The organism is Flocculibacter collagenilyticus, from assembly GCF_016469335.1.
In the GTDB taxonomy this organism is placed as follows: Bacteria; Pseudomonadota; Gammaproteobacteria; order Enterobacterales; family Alteromonadaceae; genus Flocculibacter; species Flocculibacter collagenilyticus.
Window position 1 is genome coordinate 3,684,332 of the sequence record NZ_CP059888.1, and the last position, 18,840, is coordinate 3,703,171.

Below are 18,840 nucleotides of genomic sequence, written 5' to 3' on the forward strand. Positions count from 1 at the left end.
TTATTATCTGTATTTCTTACCTATATTTTTACCTATACTTCTTACCTGTATTTCCTTCAAGCCACCTTTATACTATTTCACTAACCTCCTACTCCTCCCATCCTTATATACCTGTTTTTTAATTCAGCTTTCACCTTCACTTTTATATTCCCTGCTTTAAATCTTTTCTGTCATTAACTTTCTTGGACAGCAATGATGGGTTGCCTATCACTAGAAATATTTGTTGTTTTCAATTTCGTAGGTATAACGTTGTGATTGTATTGTGACTGTGATTGCGATTATGATTAAGCTTCGCTGCACTTTCTAAAAATCGAACGTGTGTCAGCTTGCTACTGATTATGGGTTTAATGCATGGATAAATGTGACGGAGTGATGGACTGGTCTGGCAACACTAATTTTTTAGGAATAAACGACAGCGCCGTTGTATAACCTGCCTGAAAAAGCGCTTCTTTTTGTGCAAGCGACATATTAAAGTCTACCGACGACGACTTACCTGTATTAACAACAATAGTATTATGCCAATGCTCGGCATGCACGTATTCACGCGAAATGGCATCCATAAAGGTTTTTATCAGCATTAATACATAGGCTTTTAAAGAAAAAAACGATCGCTTAAATTGTTGGTTAGCTTCTTGTTCACTTTTCAGCCTGAAGCATAATACAGGCGTGCCCTCGCCCGACCAATCCCGAAATAACGCATCTTCAGCCAAAATGGCACCATCCACCAATATATGTTGCTGAAACGCCTGAAAGCTAAATACTAACGGTATCGACATGGAAAACCGCACCGCACGCGACACTTTTAAATCTGGGCTATTAGTTTTATTAAATACTACCGGCCCACCACCATTGACATCGGTGGCGAGTACATGAAAGTCTATGTCCATGTCTTTAAAAGTGCGCCCTTCTAGCCGCTGGTCAATCCATTGTTCGAACTTTGCGCCTGACGACAAGCCACCATCTTTTAATAATCGCAACAACGAAAAATCTTTAAATTGATTAAAATCGGTTTGAAAAGCTAACTGCTTAATTTCTTCCAATGGCATTCCAGACGCATACAAACTAGACACAATGCTACCACCTGACACCCCCACAACATGATCAAAGTTAATATCTAATTCTTCAATGGCTTGCAAAATGCCGATATGTGCAAGCAGCCTAGTTCCTCCGCCCGAAAATACAGGCACTACTGTCATTGGTTTTCCTTTGTTACTCTCAACAATTAGATTTTCCATTGGTTACTCTTACTCACAGAAGGTTAATTCTTGTACTAAATTCGCACTGAATTAAAGTATGGCTTAAATTATTGGGATTTCTATTGAATAACGGGAACAAATAGCTGTAAAAAAAAGATTACGAAATATTAAAACAATTAAGTTACAAAAATATTCATTTTATTGATCTAAATGAAACATTCCCATAGTATGCCACTCGCGCTAACTTATTGAAGGTAATAACTTTTTATATAGTGCACTTCTTTACGAGTCATCAAGAATACCCTCAGGTTTTCATTATTGCTCGTATCACATTTATTGAATGATTCAATACAAATCAACATTACATAAGGATGTAAAAATGATTAAAACAATAACAACCGCCACTTTATTAGTAGGCTCTTTATTAACTGCTACTGCACCTGCTATGGCTGAGTCTCATATTAAAAACTTTAGACAAGTAGTACCGCACCCAACTTATGGTACTGATACTTGGGTTCAAGTTGTAGTGCAGTCTATTGAGAAACGCGATAGCAGCCCTTACCCAGATCCAGCAGGAAATATAGTAGAAGATTATGAAAACAGCTTTGATGGACAACTAAGACCAATTGAAGCTGGAAAACAAATGATCAATATTAAATGCTTAGTGAATACTGGTGTTAATTACCAAGATTTCACTCCACTTCGCTCAACTAGTATTTCAGGCGGGACAACCCTGACTCTTGAAGTTGAAGAAGGCGTTGAATACGAACTATATCCGGACTTATTTCATTTCAAGCGTGGTTGGTACGATACTGCTCACTGCATCCCAGGTATTAAAATAAACAGATAGATAGTACCGCTAACACTAAGGGAAGCTCTCCCTTTTTAATCTCTCGAAATATCCATACGTGCAATGATATAAACGCATTATCATTACTCGTATCACACTTATTGAATGATTCAATACAAATCACCATTACATAAGGATGTAAAAATGATTAAAACAATAACAACCGCCACTTTATTAGTAGGCTCTTTATTAACTGCTGCTGCGCCTGTTATGGCAGATACAGCTGTAATGAAAAACTTTAGAAAGATAATCCCTCATCCAACTTATGGGACTGATCTGTGGATTAGTATTACTCTTAAAGCAGTAGATGAGATAGTTGTTGAAGATTACGAAAATAGTTATGACGATCAATTAATACCTCTTAATACTGGTAAGCAAGTTTTTAGATTAGATTGTTCTGTGGGCACAACAAAATTTGCTCCCTTAAGCACTTACTTTTATGGAGATACCTTAGTCACATTAGATGTTGAAGATGGAAAAGAGTACGAGCTAATCGCAACTCATATCCACTCTGTTGCAGGTAGATACGATACTGTTAGTTGTATACCCGGCTTCAAAGTCAACTAATATACTGGTAATTAAAGCTAGCCTTTAAATAACAAGGGAGTGCAAACTCCCTTGATTAAACTCTCACTTACTTCATCCCCAAATGCTTCGCTGCTCTTCCCAAGTATTCATACATGGCTCTTTCACTTCGCTGTAATGCGGCGGCGCTAGGAATAAACTGACTTGGTTTGTAACCTTGATATTGGCTGCTTAAGTGCTCTACTGGAAATGGCTCAACGTTAATATTGTGCTGCGCAAAATAATCGATTGCCCGACCAAAATGACTGGCTGATGTTACCAAAGCAACCGTTTTGCCAGACAAATACGGCGCGAGTGCTTGCGCTTCTTGATAAGTGTCGCGCGGCGAAGCTAAGACTATTTGGTGGTGGCTTGGCACACCAAGCTGTGTGGCTAGCGCTGCATTCATATTAGCTTCAGCAATTTGATTGATACGCCCTGTACTGCCGGAAAAATATAGCGTTGTTTGGTGCAGCTTGGTTAATTGCTGATATAGCAAAACTCCTTGCACTACTCGCTTAAATGAACAGTTATGAATTTGGCTAACAAGCGGCTGCAATGGCTCTTCATGGTGTTTACAGCCAAGTACAACAATATGCTTAATATGACTGAATTGTGCTATGTCACGAGTGTGATTGTCGTTATATAACTCAAGTGGACGCAACAGTAAGTTACTAGTGAAAGGTAATGAAAAGATCAGCAGGAGTGAAAAAGAACAAACAAAAAGCGTATTAAACAGTGTTTGCGATTTTTTTCGTAAAATAAAGGCAATCACGATTAATAAAATAACGATAGGTAAGGGAGCAAACAGCGCCCCCACCCATTTTTTAAATAAGAAATAGAATGACATTTCCATTTCTTGTTACCTAAACGGCCATTTAGGCGATTAACTTATTTAATAGCGGTTGTTTATACTTTGTAGTAATCACGATACCAATTTACAAAGTTACTGATACCTTCTTTGATGGTCGTAGTTGGGCGATAGCCTACATCGTTCACCAACGCTTCCACGTCTGCATAAGTAGACTCTACATCACCAGCTTGCATAGGCAGTAGCTCTTTTTCAGCTTCTTTGCCTAAATGCTCTTCTAGCGTGGTGATGTATTCCATTAACTGTACTGGTGTTTGTGCACCAATGTTATATACGCGCCACGGTGCTTTACTTGTACCTGGATCAGGTTGTGCGCCGCTCCACTCAGGGTTTGGCTCTGCGGTATGGTCAAGCGTATGGACAATGCCTTTTACAATATCGTCAATATAAGTAAAGTCGCGCTTATGATTACCATAGTTAAATACTTGAATTGGCTTGTCTTCCATAATGGCTTTAGTGAATAAGAACAATGCCATATCTGGACGACCCCAAGGGCCATACACTGTAAAGAAACGTAAGCCGGTAGTTGGTAAACCATACAGGTTACTGTACGTATGCGCCATTAGCTCGTTAGCCTTTTTACTGGCTGCGTACAGTGATAACGGATGATCTACGTTGTCGTGCACTGAAAATGGCATTGACTCATTTGCGCCATACACTGAACTAGAAGATGCGTATACCAGATGTTTTACTTTATTATGGCGACATCCTTCAAGAATGTTCATGTAACCAATAATGTTGCTGTCCATATACGCATGCGGATTTTCAATTGAATAACGCACACCTGCTTGTGCAGCTAGGTTAATTACTTTATCGAATTTTTCTTTTTCGAAAAGTTCAGCCATGCCTTCTTTATCAGCAAGATCTAATTTAACAAATCTAAAGTCGCTAACTTTATTTTCACGATTTTCAATTTGCTTTAAGCGATCCAGTTTTAAGTTAACATCGTAGTAGTCGTTTAGGTTATCTAAACCCACTACTTCGTCGCCGCGATTTAATAAGAATAAAGAGGTATGAAAACCAATAAACCCTGCTGCACCTGTTACTAATACTTTCATTTTTTTCCCTTTATAGCCTGATATCAACGGCTTCTTTGTCAAAAATATATTTTAAATCGTAAATTACGCTGTCTACTTTACATAATGATGCAAGTTTTTTAGCGTCATACACTTTAAATTCATCATGCGCTACAGCGGCAATCACTGCGTCGTACGCACCTTCTTCAGGCTGCTCAACGAGTGCTAAGCCGTATTCATGTTTCACTTCAGCTGCGCTTGCCCATGGGTCGTAAATATCTACATCAGCATGGAAATGGTGTAGCTCAGAAACAATGTCTACTACCTTAGTGTTACGAATATCAGGACAGTTTTCTTTAAACGTAATACCTAGTAGTAATACCCGCGCCCCGTTCACCATGATTTTTTTATTGAGCATTTCGCGAACTAAGTTAGACACCACATATTGCCCCATTTCGTCGTTAATACGACGCCCCGCTAAAATGACATTAGGATGGTGACCAATTTGCTCTGCTTTATGAGTTAAATAGTACGGGTCGACACCAATACAATGACCGCCCACTAAACCCGGCCTGAAACCAAGGAAATTCCACTTGGTACCAGCGGCTTTTAATACTTCTTCAGTATCAATGTCTAGTCGATTGAAAATCATGGCTAATTCATTAATTAGCGCAATGTTTAAGTCGCGTTGGGTGTTTTCAATAACTTTTGCTGCTTCAGCAACTTTGATTGATGATGCCTGATGCGTACCTGCGGTAATAATAGAGGCATACAAGGCATTTACTTTTTCTGCTATGTCAGGGGTTGAGCCAGAAGTCACTTTAACAATACTTTCAAGGCGATGCGTTTTGTCACCTGGATTGATACGTTCAGGGCTATAGCCTGCAAAGAAGTCTTGGTTAAAGGTTAAGCCAGATTGCTGCTCAATAATTGGAATGCATACTTCTTCAGTCGCGCCCGGATAAACGGTTGACTCATATATGACAATATCGCCTTTTTTAACAATGCCGCCAATCATTTTACTCGCGCTTTGTAACGGCCTCATATCAGGCTGTTTAAATTCGTCTATCGGCGTGGGTACGGTAACAATGTAAATATTGCAATCTGCAATTTGTTGAATGTCGTTACTGAACGTAAGATTTGTGGTGGCTTTTAGCTCATCACTTTCAACTTCTAGGGTGTTGTCTACACCATCATTTAATTGCGCAATTCGCTCTTCGTTAATATCGAAACCAATTGTTTCTACTTTTTTACCAAATGCTACTGCTAAAGGTAAGCCTACGTATCCAAGACCTACGATACATAGTTTTACTTGCCCCAATTTTTCTTCTAACATCTCGATCCCTGTCACATTTTCATGTTAATAGTAGATTGTTTCGACTAGTATATGCTGGTTGTATTTCAATTAAAGCTATTTTTGCTCATGAATATAAAAAAAACCGTCATTTACCTATTTTTATCCTTTTTTCTTATTATCGCTTGTGGTTTTAGCGCTTTTACTAAGGCACATTCACCCCTTGTTGACACAGTAAAACACGTTAAACCTGCTGTAGTTGGGATCGGTATTTATGATGCGTTAGCCGCCCCGAAAACCCAACTGCAAGGGACCGGATTTGCTATTCATGATGGCTATCATATTGTGACTAATTATCATGTAATCGCAAAGCCATTAGATGAATTGCGGGTACAAAATAGAGTAGTGTTTGTTGGCGAAGGGCAACACCCCAAAGTAGTTAAAGCAAAAGTGGTAGCGCGCGACCCAACTCACGATCTGGCCATTTTAAAAATTGATCAATACGTTGCCCCTCTTAAATTGGCCAACGCAACACGAGTACCTGACGGTGCTGATATTGCTTTTACAGGCTTTCCAATTGGTGCAGTGTTGGGGTTATATCCTGCCACACATAGAGGCATTATTGCCGCGTATACGCCGATTGCTACCCCCTCTGTGAATGCCGACAAATTGAGTGTTGAAATGATTAAGCGGCTGAAAGCACCTTTTTCAATTTACCAGCTTGATGCTACCGCTTACCCAGGCAATAGCGGCAGCCCTATTTATTTGCAAGATAACGCTGAAGTCATTGGTGTGATCAATAAAGTATTCATTAAAGAAACGAAAGAAAATGTGTTGTCAGCGCCAAGCGGCATTACCTACGCAATACCCGTTAAACATGTTCACGAGTTAATGAAGCAAGTGATTAAAAACTAGCGCTGTGCTATCGACCGTGTGCGGTAACCTGCTTAATACTTTGTTTTAATTGCTTAATGGTTTTCCAACACAAATGCGGAAGCAAAATATGTAGTGGCATTTTTAATAAGTGGCCACGTAAATATAAGTAATAATGCGCAAATGTTAAGTGTATTTTATTTGAAGAAAACAGTAAGTGATGCAAACAGCGTCTTCGCAGTTTAGTAAGTAAGTTTTCTTTATTTAACGCTTGAAAAACGTGTTGCTGAATGGGCGAGTTATACCATTGCTTACAGCAATGTAATGCATCAGCAACCGCCGTTTGCACCTTCAATTCAATCGCTAACCCTTGTAAGCGCGTCCAAAATGTTTCCTCATGTCCATGTTCAGCTATTAAACGGTGCATATCAAAACTGTCGCGCACCAGTTTGTCAAAATCTTCCTGCATAAATAAATGCACTGCGCTATGTATAAACATTCCTTCAGGGGCTAACACATCCACTTCATATTCATCGTCAGGCTTAACCGTATTTCGCATCAGTGGGACAACTGAAAATGCATGGTGAGACACAACAGGAAAAATAGCATGATGCAGATCAACCACAGAGGCTCGCTCTAAATGTACTAGCGGCGGTAGCTCATGGGTCCACTCACGATAATAGTGATCGTCGTATTGGTCCACAGATTGCTGTATCCATCCTTTTAAAAATAAAACGTTTTTTGCCGTTTCAAGCTGTTCTTTTGGTAATAACAAATCAATATCAGAAAAAAAGCGACCACGCCCTGCCTTCTTATTAGCCAAAACATATGCACCGCCTTTCAATAATGTTGCTGAATAGCCTACTGTTTTTAGCGCTGAGCTAATTTGCTGTAATTCATACGCCAAGCTTTGATGCAATTTATTACAATACAAGGCAGACGATGCTAAATGAATGCGCGCTTTTTCCGGTATTTCGTCTAGCAACTGATAATCGTCTAGCAAATAATATAATGTCGCCAACATTTTCTGCTGGCGTGCAGCACTTAGCAACAATGACCAAGTTACTTCATCAAATGATTCAGCTTCAGCATGCTTAACAATAGCCGGATTCGCTAATACCGCTATTAATAGCGCTTCATTATTCATCACACACTAGCTCGTCGAAAAATTCAGCAATATCAGTAAATTGGCTATATTCACAATAATAACCTTGAGTGCTTTTTGTTAGCGCAGCAGCACGGGCAAAACCCACTTCGCCCAACACATCGTAATTAAAGGCATTTCTAATAATATGCATAAAGGTTTGCCCTTCTCCAACTTCACAAACCTGTGTATCGACACCTTGCTTATATTTTGGGTAAACAATAGCGACAGGTGTTGCAGGTTGATACATACCCGCTATAGCGTCGTCTGGAATAGCCATGTGCGCAACAGTACCTTTAATAGTATCAAGCGATGCAGGTGATAAATACGTAGTTGGATAAAGTTTACGAATAAGCTCGATGGATTGATTTTTTAAACTAATTGGACGCACTGCAGGAATAACTTGATGCTCAGTTAACGAGTAAAGCGTCATTTCGTCTGACAGTAAACGCCAGCCATTATGAACAAGTAATGCAGTAAGCGTGCTTTTGCCTGAGCCCGGATCACCGGGCAAAATGATCGCCTTTCCATTTTTTTCCACTACCGCAGCGTGAATATTTAAACATTCATGGATATGCGAACTGACACACCAATTCATACCCCATTCTAAAATGGGTCCCACATGCGATGCGGGCATGGGCTTAAAAGGTTCAAACTTATCTAACTGAAATTTTACTTGCGGGCGAAGCCAGTGACGAATACCTGACACGGGTTGCACATCAACATAAAAATCGATAATGCCTTTATAGTCATCACTCTTTTCAATTAGGCACTGCTTATAAAGCTTTGCTAAATAAGGTACTCGGTGAGGACTCGAAAATGAAAAAACAAAAGGCCCAGAATTAATGATCACTGGAAGGGGAGGATGACTCAGAACCGACTCCTTGGGTATTTTCTGCGTCAGATGCAGCGCTAGCTTCAGCATCAGTTGCCGCATTTACATTCGTCGCTTTATATTCAATTCGGGTTTGACCCGTTTTTCTATTGAAATAAGCTACCGAATCTTGGAAGTCCATGCTGATTTCATGGGCTTCCGCGTGTTCATGATTAGCAGAGTGCTGCATGGTCATAGGTATTTACTTAGCGTAAGCATTAATAGCTTGATTAAACACCATCAATCAAATATTCAAGGGTAGCTGCCAGTTGGTTTGCTTCACTCCCTGACACATCGCCCATCGCAATTTGGTAAGACTGCACAATGTTTTTCGTCGTTAAGCCAATATTCATCGCTGGTGTGCCAATTTGCTCAGCATTTGCGGAATAGACTTGCTCATACAGTGTATCTAAATATACGGCAACGATATTGCGACTTAAGCTATCAGGGCCTCTACGTAATACCCATTGTAAAGATTTTCCTGGAAAGGTATTCACTTTGAACACATCAACAAATAAGGTTGATTTATCTTCATTAACATCGAGGTTATTCAGGCTATCTCTAATAACGCCTGATGGGGTACCTCTGCGTCTGTGCATCACAGGATAAGTAGGATAATGATTTTTCCAAAAGCCGTGTGAAGAAAGAATACGTTCACCTTGGCTACACACACCTTGAACCGATTGGTTACCAGACATAATCCCCGTCGTAGAACAATTCATGCCCGTTGCCCAAGCAGAACGACTATTTAAAGAAAAAATAACCGGTAAAGACCCTATTGCTGCACGCGTAATAAATTTACGTCTTGAAGCTGCTAATGCGGTTCCTTTGTCATTAGCGGGTTTATGTGTAGTGTTGTGTTCCGGGCTCATATCCATACCTACTCAATAATCTTACGGCTAAAAGTGTCAGTTTACTTTACAAAATCAGATAAATTGACCACTTTTACTACTTATACTGCAATAATCACGCCACAAGGCAAGTTGTAATTGTTAGCATTCGACTAAAAAATACGTGATAACAAGTTGCAATCGGTGGTATTTTAATAAAAAAACACTGGATAATAAATAAGCAAATTAAAATATATGAATTGGATTTATTCTAGCGGGTACTTTTTTGCCTTTCTCATGTTTGCAGCAGCGGTGTTTTTACTATTTACCGCTAAATCTAAACACTATATAAAAACGCAACTTATTGTCACGTTTTCAATGATTGCTGTGTGGTCTGCTGTATTTGCTGCCAGTTTTACAGCCCTTCTTGAACCCTCCTTATCCTTACTCATGTACCTAGATCATGTTAAGAATGCAGCTTGGATTTTCTTTTTAACCGCGGTACTGAATAGCGAAATTAGCAATATAAAAACGCACCTACAGTTTCGCTTCGTACGTTATGCCATCGGTACGATTTTTATTACGCTCATTATTAGCGGCATTGCTACCTACACTTTTGATACGCTCATTCCCATCGTGCATTTTGCTTTTCCGCTACTGGTGTGCACCTTGCAGCTTGCACTCATTGAGCAGTGGTATCGCAAATCGGATGAAGCTAGCCGATGGCAATTTAAGCCTATGATCCTAGCCATCTCGACCATGAGTGTGTTCGACTTTTTCTTATACTCGGAAGCTTTATTGCTTAAGACGATTAATTTAGATTACGTGGCTGCTCGTGGCTTTATTTACGCAGCTATCGTTCCCTTTATTTTAATCAGCATTAAACGCACAACCAATTGGGGTATTCGTATTTTTATCTCTCGGGATATCGTCCTGCAAAGTTCGATGGTTGTTGGCGCGGGCGCGTATTTAATGCTAATGGCAGTGGTTGGCTTTTACATCAAACAATCTGGCGCAGCTTGGTCGGGGGTTGTGCAAATATCATTTGTCGTCATTGCTTTTGCGCTCTTAATTGCGTTGTTTTTATCAGGTAGTTTACGAAAAAATATTAAGGTATATATTACCAAGCACTTTTTTGCGAATCAGTACGATTATCGTGAAGAGTGGCTACGCCTTATTCATACCCTGAATACACATAAAGAGTCTGAGCATAACTTTTACGAAGTAGGTATTAAAGGCATGATGCAGGCCATTAACTATAATTATGGCAGCTATTTAAGCATCACTGATAAAAATTTATTACGCCCAGTGGCTAGTATCAACATGAATCAAATTAGCATCAAGCACGTGCAACTGATTAAAGCCACACTGGCATTTATTCGTCAACATCATTGGATGATTGATTTAAATGAGTACAGCCGCACCCCTAAAAACTATCCTGAATTAATTATCGACCCAGAGTTGTTAGACACTTCTACTTTCAGCCTTATTGTGCCGATGTTTAATGATGACAAACTACAAGGTGTATTTCTTTTACACACGCAAAAAGACAAACAAATTACACTGAATTGGGAAACGAGAGATTATCTGACCGCTGTCACCGCGCAAGTAGGCAGCTTTTATAGGGTACACCAGTCTGGTGAACAGTTACGTGAAAATGCACAATTTGATGCATTCAATCGCATGTCAGCATTTGTTATGCACGACTTAAAAAATGTGGTCGCACAAATTACACTCATTTTGGACAATGCTGAAAAACATAAGCATAACCCAGAGTTTATTGATGATACCTTCGAAACGCTCCAGCATACTCGTCAACGTATGAATAAAATGCTTGACCAATTACTTAATAAAAACGTGTCAAATACAGCCCAGCAAGATGTTGATCTAAAACAATTAATTCAAGATATTGTTGTTAAGTTATCTAATATAAAACCGATACCCGAGTTAAAAACTCCTGACGAAATCGTTAACCTCGTTATCGATAAAGATAAATTAACCAATGTTTTAACGCATCTGATTGACAATGCACAACAAGCAACCGAAGATAGCGGCACAGTTATTGTTGAATTAGAACAACAAGCTTATGCCACCATCATTATCATTACCGATACTGGCTGCGGCATGACACAAGAATTTATCGCTGAACGTTTATTCAAGCCGTTTGATACCACCAAAGGTAATGCAGGCATGGGCATCGGTGCTTACGATGCAAAAGCCTTCATGGAACAATTAGGTGGAGACTTGCTGGTCACCAGCAAACCTGATGTAGGCACAACGTTCAAATTAATCTTCCCGCATAGTAACCAAATGGAATTAACCGATGCAAAAATTGCTCATTGTTGATGACGACCTAGGTATTCAAAAACAATTAAAGTGGAGCTTTAGTGGCTACGAACTGTTCTTTGCTGAAGATCGCGCGTCAGCTATTGCCCAGCTTAGACGCCACGAGCCTCAAGTTATCACACTTGATTTAGGATTACCGCCTGATCCGGCCAACGCATCTGAAGGGCTCGCAGCATTATCTGAAATACTAGAATTAGCCCCTAATACGAAAGTTATTGTGATCACAGGTAATGATGATAAAGAACACGCACTCAAAGCCATTGCATTAGGCGCCTATGATTTTTACCAAAAGCCTGTGGATACCGACACCATTAATGTGATTGTTGATCGTGCGTTTAAGTTATGTGAACTTGAATCAGAAAATAAAGCACTGCATCAACGTGTATCCAGTTTAGGCAATATTATTGGTAACAGCCCTGCCATTCAACGTGCATGTAAAATTGTAGAGCGCATCGCTCCTACCGAAATTACCACGCTATTGCTAGGTGAAAGTGGCACAGGTAAAGAAGTGTTTGCCCGCACATTGCACGAGCGCAGCTTACGCAGTGATAAGCCATTCGTAGCGATTAACTGTGCTTCTATTCCTGAGAATTTGTTAGAAAGTGAGTTATTTGGATATGAAAAAGGCGCATTTACGGGCGCTCACAAAACCACGAAAGGAAAAATAGAAACAGCTCATCATGGCACATTGTTTCTAGATGAAATTGGCGATATGCCACAAGCGCTTCAAGCCAAATTACTTCGCTTTTTACAAGAGCGCGTGATTGAACGTATCGGTGGTAGGAGTGAAATCGCCGTTGATGTACGTGTGGTATGCGCCACCCATCGCGATTTATCAAAAATGACGCACGACGAAACGTTTCGTGAAGATTTATATTATCGCATCAGTGAAATGACGTTAAACATCCCCTCACTGAAAGAGCGGGATCAAGACATTATTTTATTATCAAAGTACTTTTTATCTCAATATAATCAAGAGTTTAGCAGGAATATCAGAGGGTTTTCTGAAGATGCTATTAACGCATTGTTGCATCATTCTTGGCCGGGTAATATTCGCGAGCTCCAAAATAAGTTGAAGTCAGCCATCATTATGGCTGAAGGCAAAAATATCACTGCTGAAGACCTAAATTTAACACCCAGTAATGAAGAAGAGGCAATGCCAGTACTTAATTTAAAAGAAGTACGAGAAAAAGCAGAAAGCCATGCAATTCGAAAAGCGTATTCAATTGCTAATCATAATATTTCCAAAGCGGCTTCACTGTTAGGTGTCACGCGACCAACCTTGTACGCGCTAATTGATAAATATCACATGACTGATATTAAAAGCTAGCGACCCTAACCTGAATGAAAAACAAAAGCCCCCGCATATTTACTATGCGGGGGCTTTTAATTAAAAACGGCTGAATTAGCCTTCTTGGTTTCTTAACAAAAATGCCGGTTTGTTATTGACTATTTTCTGTAGTCCTAACTGGCACGACAGTACCACCGCAAACAGCACGAGTAATGCAGTTAAGCTTACTGATAACCAGCTAAGCGGCAATATGTCTAAGATTGTCTGATCAGTGGCAACCAATGTGGCTAAGATAATAGCAACGGATAACATGGCACCCGCCACAACAGGCTTAGCATATTCGGTAAATACTCGCATAAATACCGCTTTTTTCGTGGCCCCGACCGCCATGTGGATACCAAGCTCGTATCGCTTTAATCTAACACCAAAACTGATCACGCCATAAATGCCTACAGTTGCTAAAAATAACGTCGCAATTGTTAGCAATAAGGTCAGTGTGGCTGTTAACTTGTCTCTGAACAGTAATTGCTGATAAACCTCATCAGTGTGCGCGTACTTAGATACCTTAAAGTTTCCATCTACGCTTTGCACTAAATTCACGATATTCACTTTCGACAGGGTTTGCTGTGACTTCATTTGAATAATAAAGTTAAGCGAAGAACTACCGGGTAAATAGAGTCTTGGTTGTGCTTCAATCCCTGGTAAACGGGTATTTTCAACAACACCAATTACACGGTAGGGATCTGCTTTATCTTCCCAGTATAAGTTTTTATCGATAGCAACATTATCAATATCAAGCTGCTGCGCTAACGCTTGGTTAATCACCACAACATTTGCCTTATCCGCTACATCGGTGCTACTAAAGTTGCTACCAGCAATCATGTTGATGTCATGCATTGGGAAAAACTGCTCATCAACTAAATTAGTATTTGGCTTGATGGAGTTGCTACTTCCTTGAGATAGTGCAGCAGAAGTTGCCCACATAGAGGTAGATACTGCAGATGAACCTGACACACTCACAGCGTTTACTTCCGCTTGACTGGTTAGCGCTTGCTTAATAGAACGAATATACTCTAATCGCATCTCACGCGTTAGCTTACGGTTTCCAGCATCTATGCTTAATTCATAGATATCGTTAACTGCAAAACCGCGATCTTGGTTGAGTACTTTTTGCGAATGAAACGTCATAGACAATGACGCTGAAATCATTAGTAAAGCAAGTGCGACTTGGCTCGCAATAAGGATACTTCTAATCTTACTAGAAACCTGTGTGCTTGTACCTTTACCACTTGACTGCAACATGCTGCGCAATGAACGGTAATTTACCGCTTTAATAGATATAAAACTAAATAAGGCAACTAAGCTAATACAGAACAGCAGAACCAAGCCTAACACACCAATGTCTAAGCGCATTTCGTTCACTCTTGGTAACAAGTCGCTACCATATTTAGCTAAAAACATGACTTCCACTTGGCTCACCATCATTGCAAAAATGAGTGATGCACCCACTAAAATACTGGTTTCCATCATAATGCCTTGCAGCAAGTGCTTTTTCTCGGCACCCAATGTCGCTTGTATCGCCATTTGACGTTGTTTTTCTGCGATGCGTGACAAAAATAAATTACAAATATTGGCACTCGCAATAAGCACAATCACTAACACACCGATAAGTAACATCAGCACGGTAGACTTGCTACCACCTAAGATCACTTGCTCGAACGATTTAAGATCAACTTTCACAGAAATGGTCTTGAAAAAGCCCACACCCGCGGTACGTTCTTTAAATATTTTATTTAGTTGCTCTGTTAAAGCTTGACTAGCAGCTAGCGGAGAAATCTCTGAAGCTAAACGACCAATGAGTCGATATTTATCATTAAAATTCACCCAGTCATTTTTAGCCTGTTCATTTTGCGTAATGAAATCCCAAGGTAAAAAGACTTCTGTTTTACGTTCGATGGAATGCAATGCAGGCTCGACAAATGTTTCTGCCGTCACACCGACTATTTGATAGCTCACTTCACCTACTTGTACGGTTTGTTGCAAAATGTCAGGCTGACTAGCAAACCGTTGCTGCCACATTTTATGGCTAATAACCGCGACAGGTAATGCTTTATTAATGTCTTCACGATCATCAAAGCCACGTCCTTGCGCCAACTGGTTACCCGTTAACGTAAAATAGTTTGGTGTGGTAAAAGCAATATCTACTTTTGGCTGATCCGCCAAGCTGGTGATAAACGCATTACCGTATTTAAGCCCGGTAGCTTGAGTTAGCACAGATTGCTGCTTAACTAAATGCGCTACTGCTGGATAGGTATGCAAACCACGATATGCTTCTTCCCCTTTGTCTAGCACAACGCCTTCAGCCACAAACAAGCTGTTGTGATCAGGGTAAGGCAACGCTTTTACAAAGACTAAATGATTTAAACTTACTGCTGACAATAGTGTACCGATAGTGATACCTAATGACAGTAGAACGGTAATTACAAATCCCGGTGAACGCTTTAAATTAGCGATGGACGCCCGAAACAATGTCGTCAATTTATTCATTATTCTTCCTTGCTATTACAATGCTTCAAGTGCTTCTTCAACAACTTTTTGTGGTGATTGCTTCGCTTGGGATTTTTCAGTTACTGGCGTCTTATCAACAATCTTTCCATCAAGTAAATGCACTCTGCGTTTTGCCATATCGGCATATCGTGGATCATGCGTTACCATGCAAATCGTCGTACCGTTTTGATTTAATTTTTCGAGTAGCGCCATTACTGCATCACCGTTTTTCGAGTCCAAGTTTCCTGTTGGCTCGTCAACCAGTAAAATGGCTGGCTTAGCAACCAAAGCACGCGCGATTGCAACGCGTTGCTGCTGTCCACCTGACAACTGGTTTGGCTTATGATGAATACGGTGTGCAATTTCTACTTTTTCTAAGCAGTCTTTCACCCGCTTTTCTATTTCTTCCTTTGAATGATTTTTTACTGAGTAAGTTAATGGTAAAGCGACATTGTCGAAAACCGATAATTCATCAATTAAGTTAAACGACTGAAAAACAAAGCCAATATTTTCACAACGATTTTTAGCACTATCAGACAAGCTTAAATGACTTACATTTTCACCCGCTAATAAGTATTCACCCGATGTTGGTTCGTCTAATAAACCCAAAATTGATAATAAGGTTGATTTACCACCACCAGAAGGGCCTGAGATAGAAATATAATCGCCTTCAAAAATAGCTAAATTGACGCCATTTAACGCATAAGTGTCTACTTCGTCAGTATGAAAAACTTTGCTTATTTCTTTTAACTCTATGATTCTTTTCATTTTACTCTCCATTTTATTATTCTTATTGGCTAGTTAACTATTTTTAATGATGCTTTATTTTCATACGCCGACATATCTGACGCTATCACCAGATCATTCTCATTAAGCCCTTGTTTAATAACAATATAATTTCCAGACTCAGTACCATACTCAACTTTTGTAAGTAGTGCTTGGTTATTATTTTGATCAACTTTGTAGACATAAGCATCTGACGATGCACGCGCATTACTTGGTCGTTTGATGTAATTCACATTCTCAAAGGTGTCGATCATGATTTTGCCATCCACATTCAGTTCTGGCCTTGCACTGCTTGGTAATGCGCCTTTCAATGTGATCTCGACAGATACTGTTCCTTCTGTAACAACGGGATCAATACGTGCAACTTCACCATTGATAAGATCTTTTCGTGTATCAATCACTGCTTGTTGACCAATTTCGATTTGTTCTGCTTGCGCTTGAGGAATTTTAAGTAAAGCAATCAAGCTATCTGTTTTACCCACAATGCCTATTTTTTTACCAATGGCTAAACTTTCACCTAGCTCTACGGTTAGCTCTTGCAGTACGCCCGACATGCCCGCTTTCACGGTTAGGGCTGCAACATTATCTAAAGCAGATTGATGCTTAATACGAAATTGCTCAATTTTGTTATCTTCAATATTCAGCTCTTCTGTATTCATCAGTTTAATTTTTTCGATGGTATTTTTTTGAATTGCAATTTGCTTTCTAATTTCTTTTTCAGTGATGACAGCTTGTTTTAGATCGAATTTAGAAACAATCCCACGGGCTTGTAATTCTTTTTGCGATTCGAGTTTAAGCGTGGCCGACTCAAAACTTGCATTTAATTTTTCTAACACAGCCTGTTCAACTAATAAGCTTTTTTCTTGGTTTAGTTTCACTGCACGTAATTGACTCACCGCTTGAGCATATTCTTGCTCAGCATTAAGTAACTCTTGCTGAAGATTAGGGTTACTTAACTGCACTATCACACTATCTGGAGTGACAATGGCACCTGGTTTAAGAATAATCTCCTCTACCGTGGCTTCGCGCTGGGCAGATAATAACTTTTGCTTAAGTGCTTTTAATTTACCATAGCCACTAAGTTCAATAGCGATATCGCCTTGTTGCACTTTTGCGAGTGTAATTTGCTCTCGCTGCACAGACGCCGACGCCCCTCCTTCATTCAGCATTAAATAAGCGCCCATGGCACCAATCACTAACGCGCTCACTAATAATGTTTTTTTAGACCAGAGCTCGACACTTTTCTTTTTCTGTTTAATTACATCCATCTTTTTTCCTAATTGACAGCTTTCTCTAACGGGCTAACGTGGATAGTTATGCTTCCGCTAAGGCAGACGCTTCATTGGTTTGAGTCATCTCTCGATTCATTTGCTCAGTACCGTATGGATTAGCCATCCCCACTAATACTTTGCGTTCGCCTGAGAATGGGGTACGACCATGGGTGAATAGCATGTTATCAAGCAGCATCAAATCACCTTTCTGCCATGAAAACTTGATCATATTTTTTTCGTAAATAGCCTTAATCGTATTAAGGTCTGCTTCACTAATTGGAGTGCCATCACCGTAATATGTGTTACGCGGCACGTTTTCTTCGCCGCGCAGCGCGATAATGTCATTACGGATAGATTCTGGTAGTGCAGTTACATGAAATAAATGCGCTTGGTTGAACCATACTTTTTCTTTGGTTTTAGGATGAATGGCTACCGCTTGATTAACTTGCTTGGTGCGTAATCCGCCATTTTCTAGCCATTCAAATTGAATATTGTTTTCATAACAGTACGCTTCTACTTCGGCCTTGTTGTCCGTTTGAAATACTTCGGACCAAGGTAAATCAATATCCGAATAATTACGCATATACAGCACACCATGGCGCTCAAATTTATCGCGAATTGCCGTAGGAATTTGCTGATAAACCGTTCTACTGTCGCAGATAGGGGTTTCGCCACCTTCCGTAGATGGCAGTAAACACATAAAGCCTAAATTCATTGCCCAATGATTGGTATAAGAGTTCTCGTTGTGCTGTAAAATTGATTGGTCACTGTGGTACTCGGTCGCCGTATAAACACTGCCTTTTAGCTCTGTGCGCGGTGTTGAGCGATAACTATAAGACAGTAAGTCTTCGTCAAACAGTGCCGTTAGCACTTTGGAAAACTGTTTACTGCTGTGAAGTTTTAGGCCACGTATTAATAAAGCTCCGTTGTCTAATAAAAGTTGGTTAATACTATGTTTATTCTCTTCTGCCCATTGCAGCGCCTTACTACCATTTAGGTCCACATTCATTAATAACGGCTTACCTGCAATTGGCGCCAATTCAGCAATCGTAAAAGGGTTATTTGTACTCATCGGTATTCTCAATAT

Annotated in this window: 17 protein-coding genes; 5 read left to right on the forward strand and 12 right to left on the reverse strand. The window is 39.9% G+C overall.

Translation table 11 applies throughout. The annotated features are described in order from the left end of the window. Positions 1 to 344: 344 nt before the first annotated feature. Positions 345 to 1,235: a patatin-like phospholipase family protein gene (locus tag HUU81_RS16350; RefSeq protein WP_199609962.1), complete on the reverse strand. Its 891-nt coding sequence runs from the start codon at positions 1,233 to 1,235 to the stop codon at positions 345 to 347. A gap of 340 nt (positions 1,236 to 1,575) precedes the next feature. Here HUU81_RS16350 and HUU81_RS16355 point away from each other — a divergent pair, with 340 nt between their 5' ends. Continuing rightward, a complete protein-coding gene (locus tag HUU81_RS16355; protein WP_199609963.1) occupies positions 1,576 to 2,046 on the forward strand; it encodes a hypothetical protein in 471 nt (156 codons plus the stop codon). Positions 2,047 to 2,190: 144 nt separating this feature from the next. Next, positions 2,191 to 2,613: a hypothetical protein gene (locus HUU81_RS16360; RefSeq protein ID WP_199609964.1), complete on the forward strand. Its 423-nt coding sequence runs from the start codon at positions 2,191 to 2,193 to the stop codon at positions 2,611 to 2,613. 67 nt (positions 2,614 to 2,680) lie between these two features. Here the strand turns inward: HUU81_RS16360 and HUU81_RS16365 are convergent, their stop codons facing one another. From HUU81_RS16365 to tviB, 3 genes are read right to left on the reverse strand one after another with little or no spacing between them, the layout of a single operon-like run. Next, entirely contained in the window at positions 2,681 to 3,466 is a 786-nt protein-coding gene (locus HUU81_RS16365; protein WP_199609965.1) for an ElyC/SanA/YdcF family protein, read from the reverse strand. Between the two features lie 53 nt (positions 3,467 to 3,519). After that, positions 3,520 to 4,539 carry an NAD-dependent epimerase gene (locus tag HUU81_RS16370; RefSeq protein ID WP_199609966.1) on the reverse strand — a complete coding sequence of 340 codons (1,020 nt, stop codon included), beginning with the start codon at positions 4,537 to 4,539 and terminating at the stop codon, positions 3,520 to 3,522. A 10-nt stretch (positions 4,540 to 4,549) separates the two neighbouring features. Continuing rightward, positions 4,550 to 5,833: a Vi polysaccharide biosynthesis UDP-N-acetylglucosamine C-6 dehydrogenase TviB gene (tviB, locus tag HUU81_RS16375; protein WP_199609967.1), complete on the reverse strand. Its 1,284-nt coding sequence runs from the start codon at positions 5,831 to 5,833 to the stop codon at positions 4,550 to 4,552. Between the two features lie 87 nt (positions 5,834 to 5,920). On the opposite strand from tviB, the gene HUU81_RS16380 reads away from it, so the two are divergent. Then, entirely contained in the window at positions 5,921 to 6,706 is a 786-nt protein-coding gene (locus tag HUU81_RS16380; protein WP_199609968.1) for a S1 family peptidase, read from the forward strand. A 7-nt stretch (positions 6,707 to 6,713) separates the two neighbouring features. On the opposite strand, the gene HUU81_RS16385 is transcribed toward HUU81_RS16380, so the two are convergent. The 4 genes from HUU81_RS16385 to HUU81_RS16400 are packed head-to-tail and all read right to left on the reverse strand — an operon-like array spanning position 6,714 to position 9,554. Continuing rightward, positions 6,714 to 7,811, reverse strand: a complete 1,098-nt coding sequence (locus HUU81_RS16385) for a nucleotidyltransferase domain-containing protein (RefSeq protein WP_233520633.1) — start codon at positions 7,809 to 7,811, stop codon at positions 6,714 to 6,716. Continuing rightward, positions 7,804 to 8,661, reverse strand: coding sequence for an HprK-related kinase A (locus HUU81_RS16390; RefSeq protein ID WP_199609970.1), 858 nt, complete (start codon positions 8,659 to 8,661; stop codon positions 7,804 to 7,806). The genes HUU81_RS16385 and HUU81_RS16390 overlap by 8 nt, the downstream gene beginning before the upstream one ends. Continuing rightward, positions 8,651 to 8,878, reverse strand: a complete 228-nt coding sequence (locus HUU81_RS16395; RefSeq protein WP_199609971.1) for a hypothetical protein — start codon at positions 8,876 to 8,878, stop codon at positions 8,651 to 8,653. Before HUU81_RS16395 ends, HUU81_RS16390 begins: the two co-directional genes overlap by 11 nt. A gap of 34 nt (positions 8,879 to 8,912) precedes the next feature. Continuing rightward, on the reverse strand, positions 8,913 to 9,554 hold the full coding sequence (locus tag HUU81_RS16400; RefSeq protein WP_199609972.1) for a hypothetical protein: 642 nt from the start codon (positions 9,552 to 9,554) through the stop codon (positions 8,913 to 8,915). Between the two features lie 213 nt (positions 9,555 to 9,767). On the opposite strand from HUU81_RS16400, the gene prsK reads away from it, so the two are divergent. Beyond that, complete coding sequence (gene prsK, locus HUU81_RS16405) at positions 9,768 to 11,858, forward strand: XrtA/PEP-CTERM system histidine kinase PrsK (RefSeq protein ID WP_199609973.1); 2,091 nt, start codon at positions 9,768 to 9,770, stop codon at positions 11,856 to 11,858. Further along, positions 11,836 to 13,188 (forward strand): PEP-CTERM-box response regulator transcription factor, encoded by a 1,353-nt coding sequence (prsR, locus tag HUU81_RS16410; RefSeq protein ID WP_199609974.1) that lies wholly within the window; start codon positions 11,836 to 11,838, stop codon positions 13,186 to 13,188. The genes prsK and prsR overlap by 23 nt, the downstream gene beginning before the upstream one ends. A 75-nt stretch (positions 13,189 to 13,263) precedes the next feature. Here the strand turns inward: prsR and HUU81_RS16415 are convergent, their stop codons facing one another. The 4 genes from HUU81_RS16415 to HUU81_RS16430 are packed head-to-tail and all read right to left on the reverse strand — an operon-like array spanning position 13,264 to position 18,825. Further along, positions 13,264 to 15,696 carry an ABC transporter permease gene (locus HUU81_RS16415; RefSeq protein ID WP_199609975.1) on the reverse strand — a complete coding sequence of 811 codons (2,433 nt, stop codon included), beginning with the start codon at positions 15,694 to 15,696 and terminating at the stop codon, positions 13,264 to 13,266. Positions 15,697 to 15,711: 15 nt separating this feature from the next. Next, a complete protein-coding gene (locus HUU81_RS16420) occupies positions 15,712 to 16,464 on the reverse strand; it encodes an ABC transporter ATP-binding protein (RefSeq protein WP_199609976.1) in 753 nt (250 codons plus the stop codon). Positions 16,465 to 16,493: 29 nt separating this feature from the next. Continuing rightward, complete coding sequence (locus tag HUU81_RS16425) at positions 16,494 to 17,750, reverse strand: efflux RND transporter periplasmic adaptor subunit (protein ID WP_199609977.1); 1,257 nt, start codon at positions 17,748 to 17,750, stop codon at positions 16,494 to 16,496. A gap of 46 nt (positions 17,751 to 17,796) precedes the next feature. Then, positions 17,797 to 18,825 carry a TauD/TfdA family dioxygenase gene (locus HUU81_RS16430; protein WP_199609978.1) on the reverse strand — a complete coding sequence of 343 codons (1,029 nt, stop codon included), beginning with the start codon at positions 18,823 to 18,825 and terminating at the stop codon, positions 17,797 to 17,799. Positions 18,826 to 18,840 lie beyond the last annotated feature (15 nt).